The organism is Micromonospora reichwaldensis, assembly GCF_031845925.1.
Classification (GTDB): Bacteria; Actinomycetota; Actinomycetes; order Mycobacteriales; family Micromonosporaceae; genus Micromonospora; species Micromonospora reichwaldensis.
On the sequence record NZ_JAVRFL010000003.1, the window covers coordinates 73,625 to 97,072 of the forward strand.

The 23,448-nt window shown below is 74.3% G+C and carries 10 protein-coding genes; all 10 read left to right on the plus strand.

What is annotated here, in order from left to right; translation table 11 throughout:
- Positions 1-41: 41 nt before the first annotated feature.
- The 10 genes from RM555_RS03055 to RM555_RS03100 all read left to right on the plus strand — a co-directional run bounded on the left by RM555_RS03055 (position 42) and on the right by RM555_RS03100 (position 23,382).
- The gene (locus RM555_RS03055; RefSeq protein WP_311410448.1) at positions 42-6,566 is read left to right on the plus strand and encodes a non-ribosomal peptide synthetase; all 6,525 of its coding nucleotides are present in this window, start codon (positions 42-44) and stop codon (positions 6,564-6,566) included.
- Positions 6,563-13,681: a non-ribosomal peptide synthetase gene (locus RM555_RS03060; RefSeq protein WP_311410334.1), complete on the plus strand. Its 7,119-nt coding sequence runs from the start codon at positions 6,563-6,565 to the stop codon at positions 13,679-13,681. The genes RM555_RS03055 and RM555_RS03060 overlap by 4 nt, the downstream gene beginning before the upstream one ends.
- A 60-nt stretch (positions 13,682-13,741) precedes the next feature.
- Positions 13,742-14,632 (plus strand): acetaldehyde dehydrogenase (acetylating), encoded by an 891-nt coding sequence (locus RM555_RS03065; protein WP_311410335.1) that lies wholly within the window; start codon positions 13,742-13,744, stop codon positions 14,630-14,632.
- Entirely contained in the window at positions 14,629-15,648 is a 1,020-nt protein-coding gene (gene dmpG / locus RM555_RS03070) for a 4-hydroxy-2-oxovalerate aldolase (protein ID WP_311410336.1), read from the plus strand. Before RM555_RS03065 ends, dmpG begins: the two co-directional genes overlap by 4 nt.
- Before the next feature lie 92 nt (positions 15,649-15,740).
- A complete protein-coding gene (locus RM555_RS03075) occupies positions 15,741-16,727 on the plus strand; it encodes a class I SAM-dependent methyltransferase (RefSeq protein WP_311410337.1) in 987 nt (328 codons plus the stop codon).
- Entirely contained in the window at positions 16,727-17,512 is a 786-nt protein-coding gene (locus RM555_RS03080) for a 2-keto-4-pentenoate hydratase (RefSeq protein WP_311410338.1), read from the plus strand. The genes RM555_RS03075 and RM555_RS03080 overlap by 1 nt, the downstream gene beginning before the upstream one ends.
- Before the next feature lie 111 nt (positions 17,513-17,623).
- Positions 17,624-18,919: an aspartate aminotransferase family protein gene (locus RM555_RS03085; protein WP_311410339.1), complete on the plus strand. Its 1,296-nt coding sequence runs from the start codon at positions 17,624-17,626 to the stop codon at positions 18,917-18,919.
- A gap of 38 nt (positions 18,920-18,957) precedes the next feature.
- Positions 18,958-19,884 carry an ornithine carbamoyltransferase gene (locus RM555_RS03090; RefSeq protein WP_311410340.1) on the plus strand — a complete coding sequence of 309 codons (927 nt, stop codon included), beginning with the start codon at positions 18,958-18,960 and terminating at the stop codon, positions 19,882-19,884.
- Between the two features lie 120 nt (positions 19,885-20,004).
- Positions 20,005-23,166 carry a type 2 lanthipeptide synthetase LanM family protein gene (locus tag RM555_RS03095; protein WP_311410341.1) on the plus strand — a complete coding sequence of 1,054 codons (3,162 nt, stop codon included), beginning with the start codon at positions 20,005-20,007 and terminating at the stop codon, positions 23,164-23,166.
- Between the two features lie 9 nt (positions 23,167-23,175).
- Entirely contained in the window at positions 23,176-23,382 is a 207-nt protein-coding gene (locus RM555_RS03100) for a hypothetical protein (RefSeq protein ID WP_132240586.1), read from the plus strand.
- The last annotated feature ends 66 nt before the right edge of the window (positions 23,383-23,448 follow it).

Here is a 23,448-nt window from a genome sequence, read left to right on the forward strand (position 1 = left end):
CAGACGGCGACAGCCGGTACGTCGGCACCGGCGGGGCGGTGCTGTCCGATCACGAGGGCGGCCACGCCGTGTCGTCGGCGCAGGAGCAGCTCTGGTTCGTCGACCAGCTGCGCTCCGGTGCCAGCGAGTATCTCCTGCACCAGGCGGTACGGGTGCGCGGCCCGCTCGACGCCACGGCGCTGCGGGCCGCGCTGAGCGGGATCAGCGCGCGACACGAGATCCTGCGGACCCGGTACGACACGGTGGACGGACGTGCCGTGCAGGTGATCGACCCGCCCGGCCCGGTCGACGTCGACCTCGTCGACCTGGGCGACTCGCCGGCCGGCGACCGGGACGGCCGCCTCGACGAGGTGCTGGACGCCACCCTCGACGCCCCGTTCGACCTGCGTGGGGACGCGCCGCTGCGGGCCCGGCTGATCCGCTGCGCGACCGACGACCACGTCCTGCTGCTGGTGGTGCACCACATCGCCTTCGACGGCTGGTCCTGGGGCGTGCTCGCCAGGGAGCTGCACACCCTCTACGGGGCGTTCGTCGCCGGCCGGCCCGACCCGCTGCCGCCGCTGCCCGTGCAGTACGCGGACTTCGCCGCCTGGCAGCGCGAGAACTGGCTGTCGGGGCCGCACGTCGACGCCCAGGTCGGCTACTGGCGGGAGCGGCTGTCCGGGCTCGGCCCGCTCGACCTGCCGACCGACCGGCCCCGGCCCGCGCACTGGCAGGCAGCCGGCGACGGCCTCACCTTCACCGTGCCGGCGGACCTGGCGACCGCCCTGACCCGGCTCGGCGCGGACCGGGGCGCCACCCCCTTCATGGTCTTCCTCGCCGCCTTCCAGCTCCTGCTCGGCCGGTACGCCGGTCAGACCGACGTGGCGGTCGGGGTGTCGGTGGCCGGGCGGCACGAGGTCGAGCTGGAGGACCTGATCGGCCTCTTCGTCAACACCGTCGTGCTCCGGGCCGACCTGGCCGCCCCGGCGTGCTTCCTCGACCTGCTCGACCAGGTCCGCGGCACCACCCTGGACGCCTACGACAACCAGCAGGTGCCGTTCGACCGGATCGTCGCCGAGCTGTCCCCGGAGCGGGACCTGTCCCGCAACCCGCTGTTCCAGGTGGGGTTCGGGCTGCACAACGCCGACCGGGCCGCCTTCGCCCTGCCCGGCCTGACCGTCGCCGAGCAGCCCACCTCGTGGACATCGGCCGCCTTCGACCTCTCCCTGCAACTGGTGGGACGGCCGGACGGCTCGTACCACGGGGAGGTGGTCTTCCCCACCGCGCTGTTCGACGGCCCCCGGGTGCACCGCATGGTCGCCAACTACCTGCACCTGCTGGCCGCCGTCGTCGCCGCCGGCCAGGTCCCCCTGGACGAGTTGGACCTGCTGGCCCCCCGGGAGCGCCGGGAGGTGCTCGGCGAGTGGGGCCGGGGCGCCGACCGGCCCGCGGGTCCGGGGCTGCCGGAGCTCTTCCTCGCCCAGGCGGCGGCGACCCCCGACGCGACCGCGCTGATCGCTGACGACGGCACCGAGGTCGGCTACGCCGAGCTGGCCGGCCGCGCCCGGAAGCTCGCCGCGCACCTGCACACCGTCGGCGTTCGCGTCGGCTCCCCGGTCGGGGTCGCGGTGCACCGCGGGCCGGACCTGGTGACCGCGCTGCTCGGGGTGCTGCTCGCCGGCGGCGTCTACGTGCCCCTCGCCCCCGACCAGCCGGTCGACCGGCTGGAGTTCATGGCGGCCGACGCCGGGGTGTCAGCGCTGGTCACCGAGTCGGCCCTGCGGGGCCTGCTGTCGGCCAACGACGCCCCGGTGGTGCTCGTCGACACCGCTCACGGCGCCGACGACAGCAGGACCGACGCCGAGGGCGGCACCGCGACGGTGTCGCTGCCGGCCACCGACCCCGACGCCGCCGCCTACGTCATGTACACCTCCGGATCGACCGGCCGGCCCAAGGGCGTCGTGGTCACCCACGCCGGCATCCGCAACCGGGTGCTGTGGTCGGTCGAGCAGTACCGCCTCACCGCCGCCGACCGGGTGCTCCAGAAGACCGCCCTCGGCTTCGACGCCTCCATGTGGGAGTTCCTGGCGCCGCTGGTCAGCGGCGGCGCGGTCGTCCTGGCCGCCCCGGACGCCCACCGCGACCCGGGCGCGATGCTGCGGGCGATGCGGGCCCACGACGTGACGGTGCTGCAACTGGTGCCGTCCGTGCTGCGGGTGCTGCTGCACGAGGCCGACCTGTCCGGCTGTGCCGCGCTGCGGCTGGTCTGCTCCGCGGGGGAGCCGCTGCCGGCGGCGCTCTGCGAGCAGCTTCGGGCCCTGCTGCCCGTGGAGGTCTGGAACACCTACGGCCCCACCGAGTGCGCCATCGACGCGACCGCCTGGCGTTACCGCGGTGACGAGGGGACCGGGACCGTCCCGATCGGCCGGCCGCTGCCCGGCTGCGGCGTCCTGGTCCTCGACGCCGACGACCGGCCGGTGCCGGTCGGGGTGGCCGGCCAGCTCTGCCTCGGCGGGATCGGCCTGGCGCGAGGCTACCTGGGCCGACCCGGCCTGACCGGGGAGAAGTTCACCCCCAACCCGTACGGCGGCCCGGGGGAGCGCCTGTACCGGACCGGGGACGTGGCCCGGTGGCGCGACGACGGCAGCCTGGAGTACCTGGGCCGCCTCGACCACCAGGTCAAGCTGCACGGGGTACGCATCGAGCCGGGCGAGGTCGAGGCGGCCCTGCGGCGGCACCCCACCGTCGACGCGGCGGTGGTGGCCCTGCACCGGCCGCCGTCGGGCGACGCGGAGCTGGTCGCGTACGTGGTCCCCGCCGCCGGTGCCCGGATCGATCCGGACGGACTGCGCGACGCGCTCGCCGACCGGCTGCCCGCCGCGCTGGTCCCGTCCACCGTGATCAGCCTGGAGAGCCTTCCGCTGACCGCGAACGGCAAACTGGACCGGGCGGCCCTGCCGGCACCCGACGGCCCCCGCCCCGATGCCGGGCGGAGGTACCTGCCGCCGGCCACCGACACCGAGCGGGCCGTCGCCGGGATCTGGGCCGAGCTGCTCGGCGTCGAACGGATCGGCCGGGACGACAACTTCTTCACCCTCGGCGGCCACTCCCTGCTCGCCATCCGGGGCGTGCTCCGGGTGCGCCGGGCACTCGACGTGGAGCTGACCGTCGGGCAGCTCTTCACCGCCCCCACCGTCGGCCAACTCGCCGCCCTGGTCGACGAGGCCCGCCACGGCGCCGGGTCCACCGACGAGCCGGCCGACGCGGCGATCCGGCCGGTGACGCGGGACGGGAAGCTGCCGCTCTCCCTCGGCCAGCGCCGGCTGTGGTTCCTGGACCAGCTCGAACCGGGCAGCCTCGAATACCTGATCCCGATCTCGATGCGGTTGACCGGCCCGTTGGACGTGGCGGTGTTCCGGCGGGCGCTGGACGAGGTGGTCAACCGGCACGAGATCCTGCGTACCCGCTACCACTCGGTCGACGGCGAGCCGGTGCAGGTGGTCGACCCGCCGGGACCGGTCGGGTGGGAGCTGATCGACCTCAGCGGCGCCCCGGACGTCGTCGACGGTGCCGAGGTGCTGCTGCGGGTCGCGGCCGGCCGGCCCTTCGACCTGGCCACCGAACGCCCGATCCGGGCCCAGGTGATCCGGGTCGCCGCCGACGAGCACCTGGTCGCCCTGACCATGCACCACATCGCGTTCGACGTCTGGTCGATGGACATCCTCCTGCGCGAACTCGACACCCTCTACCGCAGGTACGCGCGGGGCGGTGCGGCCACCGCACTGCCCGACCTGCCCGTGCAGTACGCGGACTTCGCGGCCTGGGAGACGGCCCGCCAGGACAGCCCCGAACTGGACGCGCAGCTCGCCTACTGGTCCCGGCAACTGGCCGGGTCGACCCCGCTGGAGCTGCCCATCGACCGGCCCCGCCCGGCGTTGCGCGACCCGGCCGGTGACAACGTCGTCGTCGACGTGCCGACCGATGTCGGGCGGGCGCTGGCCGAGCTGGGCAACCGGGAGGGCGCCACCCTGTTCATGGTGCTGCTGGCGGCCTTCCAGGTCCTGCTCGGCCGGTACGCCCGGCAGCACGACGTGGCCGTCGGCACCCCGGTCGCCGGCCGGACCCGGCAGGAGACCGAGGACCTGCTCGGCTTCTTCGTCAACAACCTGGTGATGCGCGCCGAGCTGGTCGACGACCAGCCCTTCCCGGTCCTGCTCGACCAGGTGCGCCGCACCGTGACGGACGCGTTCCGCAACCAGGACGTCGCCTTCGAGCGGCTGGTCGACGCGCTGCGGCCGGACCGGGACCTGTCCCGCAATCCGCTGTTCCAGGTGATGTTCGAACTGCAACACCTGGAGCGAATGACCGCGACCCTCGGCCCGACCACCATCGCGCACGTCGACAGCACCGTCCCGGTGGCCAAGTTCGATCTCACCCTCTCCGTGGAGCAGCACCCGGACGGCCGGCTGCGCTGCTGGTTCGAGTACGCCACCGCGCTCTGGGACCGCCCCAGCATCGAGCGGATGGCCGGGCACTACCTGCACCTGCTCGCCCAGGTGGCGACCGCGCCGGGAACCGCCCTGCGTGACCTGACCCTGCCCACGGGCGCGGAGCGGGCGTACCTTCTCGGGCCGTTGGCCGGCGAGCCGGTCGCGCCCGCTGGGCCGTTGCGCGCCGCCGAGCCCGCCGGGCCGTTGCGCGCCGCCGAGCCCGCCGGGCCGTTGCGCGCCGCCGAGGCCGCCGGCGCCGGCGTGGTGGAGCTGTTCGGCCGGCGGGTCCGGCAGCACCCGGACGTCGTGGCGGTGGAGTTCGACGGCCGGCGGCTGACCTTCGCCGAGCTGGACACCCGGGCCAACCGGCTCGCCCACCACCTGCGCGAACTCGGGGTACGCCCGGAGGTCCCGGTCGCGGTCTGCCTGGAACGCGGCCTGGAGGTGGTGGTCACGCTGCTCGCGGTGCTCAAGGCGGGCGGGGTGTACCTCCCGGTCGACCCGGACCACCCCACCGAGCGGCTGCGCTTCATGATCGCCGACGCGAGGGCCGCGGTGGTGGTCACCGAGGCGAGCTTCGCCGACCGGGTCGCCGCCGACGGGGTGGCCGTGGTCGCCGTGGACGCCGACCGGGCGGTGATCGCCGGTCGGGACGGCACCGCGCCGGACCCGTCGACCGGGTCGGACGACCTCGCCTACGTCATCTACACCTCGGGCTCCACGGGCCGGCCCAAGGGCGCGATGATCCCGCACGGCGCGTACGCCCACCACTGCGAGGTCATCGCCCGCGCGTACGACATCGCACCGGGCGACCGGGTGGTGCTGCTCTCCGCGCTCACCTTCGACGTGGCGATGGACGGCATGATGGCCACGCTGCTGGCCGGGGCGACCCTGGTGGTCAGCGACCCGGTCTTCTGGAGCCCGGCCGAGCTGCCGGACCGGCTCGCCCGGCACCGGATCACCCACATGGAGATCACCCCCGCCTACTACCGGGAGGTGATGGACGCCCTGCCGGCCGGCGACGACCGGCTGCGGCACCTGAAGCTGATGAACGTCGGCAGCGACGTGGTGACCGTCGCCGACGCCCGGCGCTGGGCGGCCACCGGACTGCCCGGCCGGTTCCTGGTCAACTACGGCCCGACCGAGGCGACCGTCACCTGCCTGCTGCACCCGGTCACCGGCGACCCGTCCGGCGAGCGGAACGAGACCCTGCCGATCGGCCGCCCGGTCCCCGGCACCCGGACCTACGTGGTCGACGAACACCTGGACCCCGTCCCGGTCGGGGTGCCCGGCGAGCTGCTGCTCGGCGGGGTGCGGCTGGCCCGGGGCTACCTGGGCCGGCCCGCACTGACCGCCGACCGGTTCGTGCCCGACCCGTTCGGCGACGACCCCGGCGGACGGCTCTACCGCAGCGGCGACCTGGTCCGGTACCGGCCGGACGGGACGATCGAGTTCCTCGGCCGGATCGACCAGCAGGTCAAGATCCGGGGGTTTCGGATGGAACTCGGCGAGATCGAGTCGGCGCTGGCCGAGCACCCGGCGGTCCGTGCGGTCGCGGTGGTGGCCCGTGAGACCCAGCCGGGGGAGAAGGGCCTGGTCGCCTACCTGGTCTGCCGGGACGGCACCCCGCCGGCGGTCGGCGAACTCCGGGCCCACCTGCGCGACCGGCTGCCGGACTACATGGTGCCGGCCCAGTGGATGGTGCTGGACGCACTGCCGTTGACCACCAGCAAGAAGGTCGACCGTCGGGCGCTGCCCGCGCCGACACCCGTGCGCGCCGATCCTGGCCGGGCGTACGAGGCACCCCGTACCCCGTTGGAGGAGGCCGTGGCCGACATCTGGGCCACCGTGCTGGAGGTCGACCGGGTCGGCGTCCACGACGACTTCTTCGACCTCGGCGGTCACTCGCTGCTCGCCACCCGGGTGCTCGCGCACCTGCGGCAGGGCTTCGACCTCGACCTGCCGCTGCGCCTGCTGTTCGAGCAGACCACAGTGGCCGACCTCGCCGACGCGGTGCAGACGGCCATCGAAAACGAGATCTCACAGCTTTCCGACGCCGAGGTGGCGGAACTGCTGAAGGAGGGCAACCTGTGACCGCCAGCCACACCCCGAGCGCGTCCCCGCGACAGGAACTGCTCCAGCGGCGCCTGCGTGGTGCCGGTCGGGCCCGCCGCGCCGACACCATCGCCCCGGCGCCCCGCACCGGTCCGCTGCCGCTCTCCTTCGGGCAGCACCGGCTCTGGGTGCTCGACCAGTTGCAGCCCGGCGGCACCGGCTACCTGATGTCCGTCGGCCTGCGGCTGCGCGGCACGCCGCGCGCCGGCGCGCTGCGCCGGGCGTTGACCGAACTGGTCGCCCGGCACGAGATCCTGCGGACCCGGTACGTCGTCGTCGACGGCGAACCGGCACAGGTCGTCGACCCGCCCGCCCCGGTCGAGGTGACGACGATCGACCTCGGCCACGCCGACCGGGAGGCGGCCGGGCAGCGCCTCACCGTGCTGCTCGGCGCGCCGGACCCGGTCGACCTGGCCGCCGGCCCGGCGCTGCGGGCCCGGCTGGTCCGCCTCGCCGAGGACGAGCACGCCCTGGTGCTCACCATGCACCACATCTCCTCCGACGGCTGGTCCGAGGGGATCATCCTGCGCGAGCTGGCCGCCCTGTACGACGCGTTCGTCGCCGGCCGGCCCTCCCCGCTGGCCCCGCTGCCCATCCAGTACGCGGACTTCGCGGTCTGGCAGCGGACCCGCTTCGCCGGGGACCGGCTGGACCGGCAGCTCGACCACTGGCGGGACCGGCTGGCCGGGCTGACGCCGTTGGAACTGCCGACCGACCGGCCCCGGCCACCGGTGTGGAACCCGGACGGCGGGCTGGTCACGTTCACCGTGCCGGCCGCCCTCGCCGGCCGGCTGCGTGACCTGGGCCGGGCGTCGAACGCCACTCCGTTCATGGTGCTGCTGGCCGCGTTCCAGCTCCTGCTGACCCGCCACACCGGGCAGACCGACGTCGCGGTGGGCACCCCGGCCGCCGGCCGGGACCGCCTGGAGACGCACGGCCTGGTCGGGCTCTTCCTCAACACGCTGGTGCTGCGGACGGACCTGTCCGGCGAGCCGACCTTCGTGGAGCTGCTGGCCCGGGTCCGGGAGGCGGTGCTGGACGCGCAGTCGCACCAGGACGTGCCGTTCGAGCGGATCGTGGACGCGCTGTCCCCGGAGCGGGACCTGTCGCGCAACCCGCTGTTCCAGACCATGTTCCTCTTCGAGGAGGGCGGGTCGACGGGCTTCGCCGCGGGCGGCCTCGTGGGGGAGGAGCTTGACGCCGGCCCGACCACGGCGAAGTTCGACCTGACGCTCGGGCTGACCGAGGAGGCGGACGGCTCCCTCTCCGGCGGGGTGGACTTCCCGACGGCGCTGTTCGACGACGCGACCGTGCGGCGGCTGGCCGGGCACTACCAGCGGTTGCTGAGCGCCGTCGTCGCCGACCCGGACGCCCCGGTCACCCGGCTACCCATGCTCACCGACGCCGAGACGGCCCAGCTCGCGGCGTGGAACGACACCGCCGTCGACCACCCCCGGCACACCCTGACCGGTCTGCTGGACGCGCAGGCGGCCCGTACGCCCGACGCGGTCGCGCTGCGCTTCGACGGCGCGGAACTGTCGTACCGCCGGCTGCACGCCGAGGCCGGCGCCCTCGCGCGGCGCCTGCGCGACGCCGGGGTCGGACCGGAGTCCGTCGTGGCCGTCTGCCTGCCGCGCGGCCTGGACCTGATGCGGGCCCTGGTGGCGGTCCTGAAGGCCGGCGCCGCCTACCTGCCGCTGGACCCGGACCTGCCGGCGCGCCGGCGCGCCTTCATGGTGCGCGACTCCGGCGCCCAGCTCGTGATCGACGAGGACTTCCTGGCCGCCGAGGAGGACACGTCCGCCGACGACCCGCAACCGTCGGCGGAGATCACGCCCGGGCACGCCGCCTACCTCATCTACACCTCCGGGTCGACCGGCCGACCCAAGGGCGCCCTGATCGAGCACGGCGCGATCGTCAACCGCCTGCGGTGGATGCAGGACGCCTACCGCCTCGACGCCTCGGACCGGGTGCTGCAGAAGACGCCGGTCGGGTTCGACGTGTCGGTGTGGGAGCTCTTCTGGCCGTTGGTCACCGGCGCGACGCTGGTCCTCGCCCGCCCCGGCGGGCACCGCGATCCGGCGTACCTGGCCGAGGTGATCCGCACGGAGGGCATCAGCACCGTCCACTTCGTACCGTCGATGTTGCGGGCCTTCCTGGCCGAGCCCGTCGGGGCGCTGCCGTCCCTGCGGCGGCTGATCTGCAGTGGCGAGGCGCTGCCGCCCGACCTGGCCGAGCGGGTGCACGAGCGGATCGGCTGCGAGCTGCACAACCTGTACGGCCCCACGGAGACCACGGTCGACGTCACCGCGGCGCGGTGCGAGCCCGGCGAGCCGGTCACCATCGGCCGCCCGATCGCCAACACCGCCGCCCACATCGTCGACGCCGCCGGTCAGCCCGTCCCGGTCGGTGTGCCCGGCGAGCTGCTGATCGGTGGCGTGCAGCTCGCCCGGGGCTACCTGGGCCGGGCCGCGTTGACCGCCGAACGGTTCGTCCCCGACCCGTTCGCCGCCGCGCCGGGGCGGCGCCTGTACCGCACCGGTGACCTGGCCCGCTACCGCCCCGACGGCAGCATCGAGTACCTCGGCCGGATCGACCACCAGGTGAAGATCCGCGGCCAGCGCGTCGAGTTCGGCGAGGTCGAGGCCCTGCTGTACGAGGCTCCCGGCGTCACCGCGGCGGCGGTGGCCGTCCACGACGAGCAGCTCGTCGGCTACCTCGTCGGGCCGGAGACCGTCGATCCGGTACGCGCGTACCTGGTCGACCGCCTGCCGGACGCGATGGTCCCGGCGCGCTGGACGATCCTGCCCGCCCTGCCGCTGACCGCCAGCGGCAAGGTGGACCGCCGCGCCCTGCCGGCACCCGAGGCGGCGCCGGGCGCGCAGGGCGGCGGTTACGTCGCCCCCCGCGACGAGATCGAGAAGTGGATCGCCGACGCGTTCGGCGTGGCGCTCGGCCTCGACACGGTCGGCGTGACGGAGAGCTTCTTCCTGCTCGGCGGCGACTCGATGCGGGCGATCCGGATGGTGGGGCTGCTGCGCGCGGCCGGCCTCACCGTGTCGGTCCAGGACCTGTTCACCCACCAGAGCGTGGCCGAGCTGGCGGGCGTGGCCGTGCGGACCGGGCCGGGCGAGGAGACCGAGTCGACCGTCGGCCGGTTCGCGCTGGTGGGCGACGCGGACCGCAGCCGGCTGCCGGACGGGCTCGTCGACGCCTATCCGATCACCCAGAACCAGGCGGGCATGCTGTTCGAGATGCTCTCCGGCGGCGACCGGCCGGTCTACCGCAACGTCTCCTGCTACGGGATCACCGACCGGCAGTCCTTCTCCCTGGACGCGCTGCGGGAGGCCGGCCGGCTGCTCACGGACCGGCACGAGATCCTGCGCACGTCGTTCGACCTGTCCCACTACTCCGAGCTGATGCAGCTCGTCCACGCGTCGGTCGACCTGCCGATCGGCTACGACGACCTGCGCGGGCTGCGGCCCGACGAGCAGGAGGAGGCCGTACGCGCACACCTGCGGGCCGAGCGCGTCCGGCCGTTCGACATCACCACGGCGCCGCTGCTGCGCTACCACGTGCACCAGCTCGGCGACTGCGAATGGCGGCTGACCCACTCGGAGAGCCACGCGATCCTCGACGGCTGGAGCCACACCTCCACGGTGGCGATGCTGATCTCGCTGTACCGGACGCTGCGCCGGGGCGAGCGGCCCGCCCTGCCGCCACCGCCGGCGGTGCGCTTCGCCGACCTCGTCGCCCGCGAGCGCGCGTCCCTCGCCTCGGCGACGGACCGTGGCTTCTGGGCGGCGACCGTGGCCGGGTCGGACCGGCTCGAACTCCCGCCGGAGTGGGGCACCGGCTCGGACGCCCCGGCGAACATCGTCGAGGTGCCGTGGGCGGACCTGCGTCCCGCACTGCGCCGGCTCTCCGCCGCCGCCGGCACCTCCCTGAAGAGCGTGCTGCACGCCGCGCACCTCAAGGTGCTGAGCATCGTCACCGGCCGGCAGCGGTTCTTCACCGGCCTGCTGTGCAACGGCCGGCCCGAGCGGCTGCGCGGCGACGAGGTCTTCGGCATGTACCTCAACACCGTGCCGTTCGCCGCCGACACCTCCGCCCGCACCTGGCGGGCCCTGGTCCAGGCCGTCTTCGCCGGCGAGGCGCGCCTCTGGCCGCACCGCCGCTACCCGCTGCCGGCCATGCAACGCCAGTGGGGCAACGGCTCGCCACTGCTGCGGGTCGGCTTCTCGTACCTGGACTTCCACGTGCTCGACGGTCCCGCCGAGTCGGTCGAGATGGTCGACGACTTCAGCCCGAGCAGCGTCGGGCTGGACGTGTGGACCTTCCCGGGGGTCCTGCGGCTGGGCGCCCGGCCCGCCGACATCGACCGGCCGTACCTCGAACTGCTGGCCCGGACCTACCGGCACGTGCTGGAGGCGATGGCCGCCGACCCCGACGGCGACACGGACGTCGGCCTGAGCGCCGCCGACCGGGCCTGGGCGGTCGAGGCGTACCAGCCCGTCGAGCCTTTCGCGGCGGCCCCGTTCGTCCACGACCTCGTCGCCCGGCGCGCGGCCGCCGCGCCCGCCACGGTGGCGGTACGGCACGGCGACGCCACGCTCACCTACGGGCAGCTCGACGACCGGTCCGACCGGCTCGCCGCGCGCCTGGGCGAGCTGGGCGTCCGGCCCGACACGGTCGTCGGCATCCACCTGCCCCGCGGGATCGACCTCATCGTCGCGATGCTGGCCGTCCTCAAGGCCGGCGGGGCGTATCTGCCGCTCGATCCCGCCTATCCCGCCGAGCGGGTCGGCGACATGGTCCGCGACGCGGCGCCCGTGGTCGTGCTGACCGACGGCGACCTGGCCCCGCGCCTGCCGTGCACGACCGCGACGGTGCTGGTCGCCGACCTCGCGAACGGCCGGCCCCCGGCGGCCTACCCGCCGGCGGCACGGCTCAGCGGGGACAACCTCGCCTACGTCATCTACACGTCGGGCTCCACGGGGCGGCCCAAGGGCGTCGCGGTCACCCACCGCGCCGTGCTCAACTTCTGCCACGCCCAACGGCGGGTCCTGCAGGCGCGGCCCGGCGACGAGGTGCTCCAGTTCGCCTCGCCCAGCTTCGACGCGTCGGTCTGGGAGATCCTGCTGGCCCTCGCCAACGGCGCGGCGCTGGTGCTGCCCCCGCCGGACGCCGACCCCGGCGACCTCCGCCGCCACGCGGCCGAACTCACCCACATGACCCTGCCGCCGCCGCTGCTGGACCGCCTCGACCCGGCCGACTTCCCGCGCCTGCGGGTGCTGGTCACCGGTGGCGAGGCGTGCACGGCCGAGCAGGCGGCGCGCTGGGCCGACCGGGTCCGCGTCCTGCACGCGTACGGGCCCACCGAGACCACCGTCGTGGCCACCATCGCCGAGCTGCGGGCCACGGACACGGCGCCGCCGCCGATCGGGCTCCCGCTGGACAACGTGCGCGCCTACGTCGTCGACGACGAACTGCGCCTGCTGCCCCCCGGCGTACGCGGGGAACTGGTCCTCGGCGGGGCGGGCGTGGTGCGCGGGTACCTCAACCGGCCGGCGCTCACCGCCGAGCGGTTCGTGCCGGACCCGTACGCGTCGCGACCGGGCGAGCGCGTGTACCGCACCGGCGACGTGGTCTCCCGGGACCCCGACGGCACCCTGCACTTCCACGGGCGCCGGGACCACCAGGTCAAGGTCCGCGGGTTCCGGATCGAGCTCGGCGAGATCGAGCACGCCCTCGCCGCCCACCCGGCGGTCGCCGCCGCCGTGGTCGCCGTGCACCGGGCCGGCACCCCGGACGCCTCGCTCGTCGCCTACACCCGCCCCGCGGACGCGACCGCGGCGTCCCCGGCCGAGCTGCGTGACCACCTGCGGGAGCGGTTGCCGCAGCACCTCGTCCCGCACCACTACCTGGCCGTGGACGACTTCCCGTACACCCGCAACGGCAAGGTCGACCGGGCCGCCCTCCCGGCGCCGGACGGCTCGCGGCCGGTGACGGACGTCGAGTACGTCGCGCCGCGCTCGGACGTCGAGAGGCACATCGCCACGGCCTGGAGCGAGGCGCTGGGCATCGAGCGGATCGGTGTGCACGACGACTTCTTCGCCCTCGGCGGCCACTCGCTGGCGATGATGCGACTGACCGCGACGCTGCGCAGCCGGCACGGCTACGAGCTGACGTTCGGCTCCTTCGTCGAACACCGCACCGTCGCCGGGCTGGCCGCGACACTTCAGGACCCGGCGGCGACGGCCGGCGCGATGATGTGGCTGCGGCGCGGCGGCGACGGCCGGCCCCCGCTGTTCTGCGTGCACCCCGGTGGCGGCAGCGCCCACTGGTACCTGCGTCTGGCCCCGCACCTGCCCCCGGACCAGCCGGTGGCGGCGTTCGAGTGGCCGGGCCCGCATCCGGGGGGCACGCCCACCACGGCGCAGATGGCCGAACGCTACGGCGACGAACTCCGCCGGGCCCAACCGCACGGGCCGTACCGGCTGTTCAGCTGGTGCGGCGGCAGCGGCATCGCCAGCGAGATGGCCCACCGGCTGGTCGAGGACGGGCAGGAGGTGACGCTGATCCTGCTCGACCCGGGCCTGGACATCCACACCCGCGCCGACGCCTGGAACGAACTCGCCCTGATCCGCCGCCTCGAGTTGCTGCTGCACGAGGTGAGCACGGGTGGCGACGAGGCCGACACGCCGGAACGCCGCCGGGAGATCCTCGACCTGCTCGAACACCTCGTCGACGACATCGACGAGGAGACCGGCATCGCGCTGCCCGAGCGCGGCGTGGGGGACTCGTGGCCGCGCCAGGTTCGGATCTGGCGCGAGGTCATGGAGGTGGACGTCGAGTACCGGCACCGGCCCTGGCCGGGGCGGCTGGAACTGATCGTCAGCGACGAACTCGCCGACGGCCAGCACGAGGTCACCTCCGGCCAGAGCTACCCGGACTACCTGGCGCGCTGGGAGGAGCTCTGCACCGGCGGCGTGCGGGTGCACCGGGTGCCGGGCGACCACTTCAGCGTCATCAAGCCGCCGCACGTCACCACGCTCGCCCGCGTCATCGCCGACGTGCTGGGTGAGGGCTGACCGTCTGTCACGGATGCCGGCCGCGCCCGCCGTGCGCGGCCGGACGAGAGGAAGAACTGGATGAGTACCCACACGAGCCCGCCACCCCTACGGGTAGCCATCGTGGGCACGGGCAACATCGGCACGGACCTGCTGTTGAAGGTCGAGGCGTCCCCCCTGCTGGAGTGTGTCCTGTTCGCCGGGCGTCGCGCCGGATCACCCGGGATCGAGCTGGCCGCGCGGCACGGGGTGCCGACCAGCGTGGACGGCATCGACGCGGTCACCGCCCGCGCCGAGCACATCGACCTGGTCTGCGACGCGACCTCGGCCGACGACGCCACCCGCCACTGGTCGCTCGTCGCGCCCACCGGGCTGCCGTTCGTCGACCTCACGCCGGCGCACCTCGGGAAGTTCTGCGTACCGGCGCTCAACCTGGACGACTGCCTCGACGAGCAGTACCTCAGCATGGTCACCTGCGGGGGACAGGCGGCGGTCCCGATGGCCCACTGCATGGCGGAGGCCGCGGAGGGCATCGACTACCTGGAGATCGTCTCGGCCAGCGCCTCGGCCACCGTCGGCCCCGCCTCCCGGGCCAACCTGGACGAGTACGTGCACACCACCGAGCAGGCGACCATCGAGTTCTGCGGCGTGCGACGCACCAAGACCGTGCTGGTCATCAACCCCGCCGAGCCCGGCATCGTCATGCGCAACTCCGTCGCGGTGACGACCGCCGAACGGATCGACATGGACGCCCTGCGCGCGTCCGTCGCCATGATGGAGAAGCAGATCAGGTCGTACGTCCCCGGCTACCGCGTCGTCGTCCCGCCGGTGACCGTCGGGGACCGGATCACGATCACGGTGGAGGTCGAGGGCCGGGGCGACTGGTTCCCGCGCTACGCCGGCAACCTCGACATCATCACCTGCGCCGCACTCGCGGTCGCGGAGGCCCGGGCGGAACGGCGGCGGTCATGAGCGGCGTACCGAAACTCAGCATCTGCGACACGACCCTGCGCGACGGCAACCACGCGGTCGGCCACCAACTCGGCCGCGCGGACATCAGCGCCTACGCGCGGGCGGCGGAGGCGGCCGGCGTGGACGTCGTCGAGGTGGGCCACGGCAACGGCCTCGGCGCCTCCTCCATCCAGGTCGGCATGGCCGCGCTCACCGACGCCGAGATGCTGCGGGCCGCCAAGGCCGAGCTGCGTACGGCCCGCCTCGGCGTGTTGTCCATCCCCGGGTTCGCCAGCGTCGAGCGCGACCTCAAGCCGGCGCTGGACTGCGGGGTGGACGAGGTCCGGGTCGGCGCGCACTGCACCGAGGCGGACGTCACCCGGCAGCAGGTCACCATGCTGCGGGCGATGGGTGTCGCCGTCAAGGGGATGCTGTTGATGAGCCACATGGCCTCCGCGGCGAAGCTGCTGGAACAGGCCCGGCTCATGCAGGGCTACGGCGCCGAGGCGGTCATCCTGATGGACTCCGCCGGCGCGTACACGCCGGAGAAGGTCCGCGAGAAGGTCGGCGAACTCGTCGAGCACCTCGACATCGCGGTCGGTTTCCACGCGCACAACAACCTCGGCATGTCGGTCGTCAACAGCATGACGGCGATCGAGGCCGGCGCCACCATCGTCGACGTCACGGCGCGCGGCTTCGGCGCGGGCGCGGGCAACGCACCGATCGAACTCGTCGCGGCCAACCTGCACGTCGGGCAGGTCGAGACCGACATCCAGCTCTTCGGCGCGCTGGACGCGGCCGACGTGGCACAGGAGCGGTTCGTCAAGCACGTGCCCACCAACGACAGCGTCACCATCGCCAGCGGGATCGCCGGCGTGTTCTCCGGGTTCGCCGCGCCGGTGCGGCGCGCGAGCGCCCGCTTCGGCGTCGACCCCCGCAGGATCCTGCTGGAGCTGGGCAACCGCCGGGTGGTGGCAGGCCAGGAGGACACCATCATCGAGGTCGCCATGTCGCTGGCCGCCGAGCAGAGCCATTGAGCCGGTACGCGCGGCCCCCCGGGCCCGCATCACCCGACGTAGGGCTGGCACCACCTCACCAAGGGCCCGCATCACCTGACGTAGGAGGACCAATGCAACGCCATTCCTCGCTCGACGAGGCGGCCGACCTGGCCGGTGTCGCCGCGCTGCTGCAGATCGGCGCGGAGATCGGGGTGGACCGGCTGCTGGACTCGGGCGCCACGTTCGACGCCGCCGAGCTGGCCAGGACCGCCGACCTCCCGCAGGCCGGGGCGGAGGACTACCTCGCCGCGCTGGTCGCCGCCGGACTGGTGGTCGGCACGGACGTACCGGGCCGCTTCCGGGCGGCCGAGGACTACCCGGACCGGCGGTACGCGGCCGGTTACGTGTCCTGGGCCATGAGCGCCAACGGGCCGTTCCTCGCCAACGCCCGGGAGTTCCTGACCGACCGCGACGCGGCGGCCCGGGTCCACCGGCGGAACGGACGCCGGGTGGCGGTCAGTTCGAGGTGGATCGGCGAGCGGGCGTTCTATCCGCCGGTCGTCGACCGGGTCGCCTCGGCCGGTGCCTCGCACGTGGCCGACCTCGGCGCCGGCGCCGGCGGGCTGCTCATCGAGCTCCTCGGGCGGGACCCGGGGCGTACCGGCGTCGCGCTCGACAGCAGCGGCGCCGCGTGTGCCGCCGCGCGGGAGGCCGCCGCCGCCGCGGGGGTGGCCGACCGGCTCCAGGTCGTCGAACGTACGGTCCAGTCCCTCGCGGACGATCCCGGACCGGTCGAGGGCGCGGACGCCGTACTGGCCTGTTTCGTCATGCACGACATCGTGGCGGACGAGCCGGTGGCCAAGGACGTGCTGGGCGCCTGCCGCGACGCGCTGGCGCCGGGCGGGTTCATGGCGGTCGCCGACGCGGTCTCCTACGCGCCCGATTCCGCGGAGCGGAGGTTCAGCGCGCTCTTCACCTACCTGCACGCCAGCTTCATGCGCGTGACCCTGCCGACCGAGCGGCAGTGGCTGGACACGTTCCGGTCCGCCGGCTTCTCCGAGACGGTGTGCGTACCGCTCGGCGTGCCCGGCGGTCGGCTCTTCGTGGCGGCCAGGTAGTGGACACCACGCTGTCGCTGCACCGCGCGCTCGCGGGGGAACTCAGGACGGCGGCGCGGACCCTCCGCGCCGTACCGCCGATCTCGGCCCGGCACCCGCAGCTCGACCTGGCGGACGCCTACGCCATCCAGAGCGAGCTGCGCGAGATGGAGCTGGCGGACGGCGCGGTCCTGGCCGGGCTCAAGATCGGCGCGACGAGCGAGGCGATCCAGACGATGTTCGGCATCGACCATCCCGACTTCGGCTACCTGACCGACCGGATGGTCCTCGACGACGGTGCCGACCTCGACCTGGGCCGGTTCATCGCGCCGAAGGTCGAGGGCGAGATCGCGTTCCGGTTCGCGCGGGACGTCGCCGGCCCGACCGTGACCGCACAGGACGTGCTGGCCGCCACCGCGGAGGTCCTGCCGGCGCTGGAGGTGCTCGACAGCCGGATCCGGGACTGGCGGATCGGCCTCGTGGACACCGTCGCCGACAACGCCTCGTCGGCGTTGGCCGTCCTCGGCGCCGGCGTGCCGCCCGACACGACGGACCTGGCCGGCGCGCGCATGCAGCTGCGTAGCCGCCACGGCGTGCAGGCCGGGCGGGGCTCGGCCGTGATGGGCCATCCGGCCGAGTCCGTGGCCTGCCTGGTGCGCATCCTGTCCGGGTTCGGCACCGGGATCAGGGCCGGGCAGCTCGTGCTCTCCGGTTCCTGGGCGGCGGCGGTGGACCTCGTGCCGGGGGACACCGTGCGGGCCTCCTTCGGCCCCCTGGGTCAGGTCGCGCTGACCACCCGCGGCTGACGTGCTCCGGGGCCCCGGCAGGGCCCCGGCACCGCCCGCCGGTCGGGGAGCACGCACCCGACCGACCTGTTTCGACGACGAGACGACTACGACCGAGGAGACCCCGGACCGATGACCATGCTGGTGGACGAGACGGTACCGCCGCACAAGGCGGCCTACGACTTCTCCCTCTTCGAGGCGATGGAGTCGGAGGTGCGTTACTACTGCCGCAAGTTTCCGGTGGTGTTCGACCGGGCCCGGGGCGCCGAGCTCTACGCCGAGGACGGCCGGATGTTCACCGACTTCTTCTGCGGCGCCGGCACCCTGAACTACGGCCACAACCATCCCCACCTGAAGCGCCGCATCACGGAGTACCTCGCCAGGGACGGCGTGATGCACGGCCTGGACATGTACACCGTGGCGAAGCGGACCTTCCTGAGCCGGCTCCGCGAGCGGGTGCTGGCCCCGCGCGGGCTGGACCACAAGGTGCAGTTCTGCGGGCCGACCGGCACCGACGCGGTGGAGGCGGCGCTGAAGGTGGCCCGCCGGGCCACGGGACGCCGCGGCGTGGTCTCCTTCAGCGGGGCGTACCACGGCATGTCCCGGGGGTCGCTGGCGGTCAGCGGTGGCCGCCGGGCCCGCGCCGCCGGGCAGGTGGGCACGGCGGACGTGACGTTCGTGCCGTACGAGGACGGTCCGGCGGGGCCGTTCGACTCGATCGGCTACCTGGAGCGGATGCTGTCCGACCCGTCGTCGGGGCTGGACCTCCCGGCCGCCGTGATCGTCGAGCCGTTGCAGATGGAGGGCGGGGTGTACCCGGCGTCGGCCGACTGGTTGCGCCGGCTGCGCGACCTGACCACCCGGTACGGCGTCCTGCTCATCTTCGACGAGATCCAGTCCGGCTGCGGACGGACCGGCACGTTCTTCTGCTTCGAACACGCCGGCGTGGTGCCGGACATCATCACCGTCTCCAAGGCGATCGGCGGGTACGGGCTGCCGCTGTCGATGGTGCTGTTCCGGCCGGAACTCGACGTCTGGTCGCCGGGGGAGCACACGGGCACCTTCCGGGGCAACCAGCTCGCCTTCGTCGCCGGCGCCGCCGCCTGCGAACTCTGGGGCCAGGACGGTTTCCGGACCACCGCCGCGGTCGGCGCCCGGCGACTGGAACGCTTCGGTGCCGACCTGCGCGACAGCGAACCGGCGCTCGCCGTCCGGGGCCTGGGCATGGTCCTCGGCATCGACCTGCGGGCGGCCGGCGGCGCCGAGCGGGCCGATCGGATCCAGCGGCGCTGCTTCGAGAGCGGGCTGATCGTCGAACTCTGCGGGCGCGACGACGAGGTGATCAAGGTGATGCCGCCGCTCACCATCGACCTCGCCCGGCTGGAGCGGGGCCTCGCCGTCCTGCACCGGGCCATCCGGGCCAGCTGACCGCCGCCCGCCACCGCGACCGTTCCTGGAGGATCCCGATGGACCGTCGTCCCCGCCGTCACCTGCTGTCCATCAAGGAACTCAGCGACGCCGACCTGCGGCACCTGGTGGCCCGCAGCGCCGAGTACGCCGCCGGCCGGGTCGGGCCCGCCGACCAGTTGCGCGGCCTGGTCACCGCGGTCTACTTCCGCCGCACCTCGACCCGGACCCGTACCGCCTTCTCCAGCGGCGCCCTGCGGCTCGGCTCCCAGCTGATCAGCTACGGCCCCGGGGACCTGCAACTGAACACCGGCGAGACGGTCGAGGATACCACCCGGGTGCTGTCCGAGATGGTCGACCTGTTCGTCGCCCGGACCGCCGACCCGGTCGCCGAGCTGCGGGCGTTCGCCGGGCAGGACCGGATGGGGGTGATCAACGCGATGAGCGCCGAGGAGCACCCCACGCAGGCGCTGGCCGACCTGAGCACCATGACCGAGCGGTTCGGCCGGGTCGACGGGCTGCGGGTGCTCTACGTGGGGGAGGGCAACAACACCGCCGCCGCGCTCGCGCTGGCGCTCAGCCGGTTCACCGGAACGCGGCTGCACCTGCGCACGCCGCCCGGGTACGGCCTGGACCCGGACGTCCTCGCCGCCGCCCGGGCGGCCGCCGCGCGGACCGGTTCGGTGGTCGCCGAGGCGCACCACATGGCGGACCTGCCGGAGGTCGACGTCGTCTACACCACCCGCTGGCAGACCACCGGCACCACCAAGCCGGACCCGGACTGGCGGGGCGTCTTCGCGCCCTTCCGGGTCGACGGGGCGCTGCTGGCGGCGAGCCCGGAGGCGGTGTTCATGCACGACCTGCCGGCGCACCGGGGCGAGGAGGTCACCGCCGGCGTGCTGGACGGTCCCCGCAGCATCGCCTTCGCACAGGCGAGGCACAAGATGTCCAGCGCCCAGGCCGCGTTGGAGTGGTGCGCCGGGTGAGCCCGGCCGCGGGTCGCGCGGCACCCGCCCGAACCCGCACCCGGCGGTGCGCCGGCGCCGCCGAAATATGGGTACCGGTTACCCATGTGACCCCCTCCGGGCCGCCGGCACGATATCGGCGTGGAGAGATCGGGGACGCGAAATGCGGCGGCGGTGGGCGGTGCGGGCGACGCCTGGTGGGCGCCCGGCCTCACGCTGGCCGAACGGGTACGGGCAGCCGACGACGGCGGGTCCGTCGTCGCCGGCCCCGGGTCCGAGCACGCCGTGCGGCGGTTGCAGGACTGGCGTTCGGCGTACGAGCTGGGGACGACGGGTCAGTTCGCGCACCGCCTGGCGGCCCTGAGGATCACCGAGCGGCAGTTCCTGGCTCTCCTCGACCGACCGCCGGCGGCGCTGGCGGCCGGGTCGGCGGCACCGGGCTGGGCCGAGTTCACCGAGCGGGCGCTCGGCCTCGCCCCCGATGGCGCCGCCGACCCGACCCCGGGCACCCCGTGGTCCGACGCGTTCGCGGGCGTGCTGGCGCCGTTCGTCGCAGCGGCCTGCGCCGACCTGCGGCAGCGGGTACGGGCTCCCGGGACGCCCGCGGTGGTGGACCTCGCCGCCGTGTACGCCGGGTTCGCCGACGCGCTGCGCGCCCGGCTGGTCGCGATGGCGTCGCGTACCTTCGTCCTGGAACTCAACGTCGCCCGCGCCGCCGGCCGGCTGGTGGGTCCCACGCCCGAGCACCGGTTCGCCGCCTTCGTGGCCGACCTCGCCCAGCGCGAGCGGCTGACGCGAGTGATGACGGATTATCCCGTGCTGGCGCGGATCCTGGCGACCGCCTGTCGGCACGCCGTCGAGGCGGCGGCCGAGCTGCTCGACCGGTTCGTCGCGGACCGGGCGGAGATCGTCCGGCGGTTGTTCGGCGGCCGCGATCCGGGCCCGCTGGTCGGGGTAGACGTGGCGGGGGACTCGCACGGGCACGGGCGGGCGGTGGCGCTCCTGCGCTTCGCCTCCGGGGCCCGGGTGGTCTACCGGCCGCGCTCGGTCGCCGTCCACGTGCACTTCAACGAGGTTCTGGACTGGCTCAACGGGTTGCTGCCGGAGCTGGAGCTGCGCACGTTGACCGTGCTCGCCCACGGTGGCTACGGGTGGATCGAGGTCGTCGACCGCGCCGCCTGCTCCGACGCCGCCCAGGTGGGCGCGTTCTACCGCCGGCAGGGGGTGCTGCTCGCGCTGCTGTACCTGCTGGGCATGACGGACATCCACCACGAGAACCTGATCGCCTGCGCCGACCAGCCCGTCCTCGTCGACGTCGAGACGCTGCTGCACCCCGACCTGCCCGTGCCGACCGCCGCGCCCGACCCCGCCGCCCGGGCGCTGCGGACGTCGGTGTACCGCACCGCCCTGCTGCCGCAGCCGCTCATCGGCGAACGCGGCCTGCTGGACATCTCCGGCCTGGGCGGCGACCCCGGCGCGCAACAGCTCCGGGAGGTCGTCGAGTGGGCCGCGGCCGGCACCGACACGATGCACCTGGTGCGTGGTGCCGCGCCCGTGCGGGCGGCCGAGAACCGCCCGACGCTGGACGGTGTCCCCGCCGACGCCGCCGGGTACACGGGCGAGCTGCTCGCCGGCTTCCGCGCCGGGTACCGCGCCATCGCCCGGCGGGCCGGCGACCTGACCGGCCCGGACGGCCTGCTCCGGCGGTTCACCGCCGACGAGCTGCGGGTCATCGCCCGGTCGACGCGGACCTACACCGTGCTGCTGAGCGAGTCCACCCATCCCGACGTGCTGCGCGACGCGCTCGACCGTGACCAGATCTTCGACCTGCTCTGGGCGGCCTCGGTGGACGACCCGGTACGCAACCGACTCGTGTCCCGCGAGATCGAACAGCTCTGGGACGGCGACGTCCCCCTGTTCACCTGCCGCCCCGACGACCGCGACCTGACCGGGGGCGACGGCGTCGGATTCGTCGACGTGCTCGACGAGCCGGTGCTGACGACCGCGCTGCGCAGGATCGCCGCCATGGGCGCGGTCGACCAACGCGACCAGGAGTGGATCGTCCGGGCCGCGCTCGCCGGCCGGCTCGGCGGGGCACGCCACGAGTGCGCGGAGCCGGTCCCCGTCCGGTGGGAGGCCACGGCGCCGGACCCGGGCCGGCTGCTCACGGTCGCCTGCGGCATCGCCGACAAGATCATCTCGGACGCCTACGACGACGGTGTGTTCGCCAACTGGCTCGGCCTGGAACCGGTGGACGGCGGGCACAGCACGATCATGCCGCTGGGCGCGGGGCTGGGAAACGGATACCCGGGCACCGCCCTCTTCCTGGCCGAGTTGGCCCGGCTGACGGACGTCGACCGCTACGCCGAGGCCGCCCGCCGGGCGGTGCGTCAGCTTCCCGTGCTGCTCACCGCGATGCAGGCCCGGCCGCACCTGGCGAACACGGTCGGCAGCGGCGGGTTCACCGGCCTCGGGGGGATCGCCTACGCGGCGGCCCGGCTCGCCGACCTGCTGCGGGACGACGCGCTCGGCGACTCCGTCGAGCCGGCGGTACGCCTCGCGGCGATCGCCGCCGCGACGGACCCCAACCCGGGCGTGCTCGACGGCCTGGCCGGCTGTCTCGCCGCGATGCTCGCCGTCAACGAGCTGACCGACCTGCCGCTCGCCGCCGAGACGGCCCGCGACTGCGCCAAGCGGCTGCTGGCGGCCGTCCCCGCGCTGCCCGCGCAGCCCGGCTTCGCCACCGGCACGGCCGGGATCGGCTGGGCCCTGCTGCGGTTCGCGCAGGCGGAAGGCGACGAGCGGTACGCCGAGGCCGGCAGCGCGATGCTGGCCCGTGCCGCCGCCGGCCCGGTCCCGGACCCGTCGGCGCACTCGTGGTGCCACGGCGTACCCGGAATCGCGGTCGCCATCGCCGACCAGGGCCCGCTGTTGGCAGACCCCGCGCTGGCCGCCTTCGTGGACCGCGCGGCGACCGCCGTGTCGAGATCCGGGCTGGTCGACGACCACAGCCTCTGCCACGGGGAGCTGGGCAGGCAGGAGATGCTGTCGGTCGCCGCCGCGCGCGGACGCCGGGCCGCCGTCAGCGTCCGCTCCGACCAGGCCGGGCAACTGGTCGCCGCGCTGGACCAGGCCGGCCCGAGATGCGGTGCCGCCGGCGGCGTGAGCGTCCCCGGCCTGCTGGACGGCCTGGCCGGGATCGGCCACGGACTGCTCCGTATCGGCTTCGCCGATCGAGTGCCCTCGGCACTGCTGCTGCATGCCGAGCCGACGACATCCGACGTGGTGTCGAGAACCAGATAGGGGGAAGATATGCGGAACGACCTGACTGTTCCTCGACCGGCGGGGGCGGCCGAGGAACCCGAGCCGGCCGACACGCACCCGGCGGGCGACATCAAGTTCAGCTTCCTGTGGCACGTCGGGAGGCGGTCGGGCATCCTGACCGGCCTGATGATCGCCGCGCCCGCCATCGCGGCCATCATCGACACCGGTGGCACGGGCGGTCACTCGTCGGAGTGAGCCCGGCCGGGAGCGGCACCTTCCCGTGTCGTTTCATCGACAGCGGGCGCCCGTGTTCGACGCGGT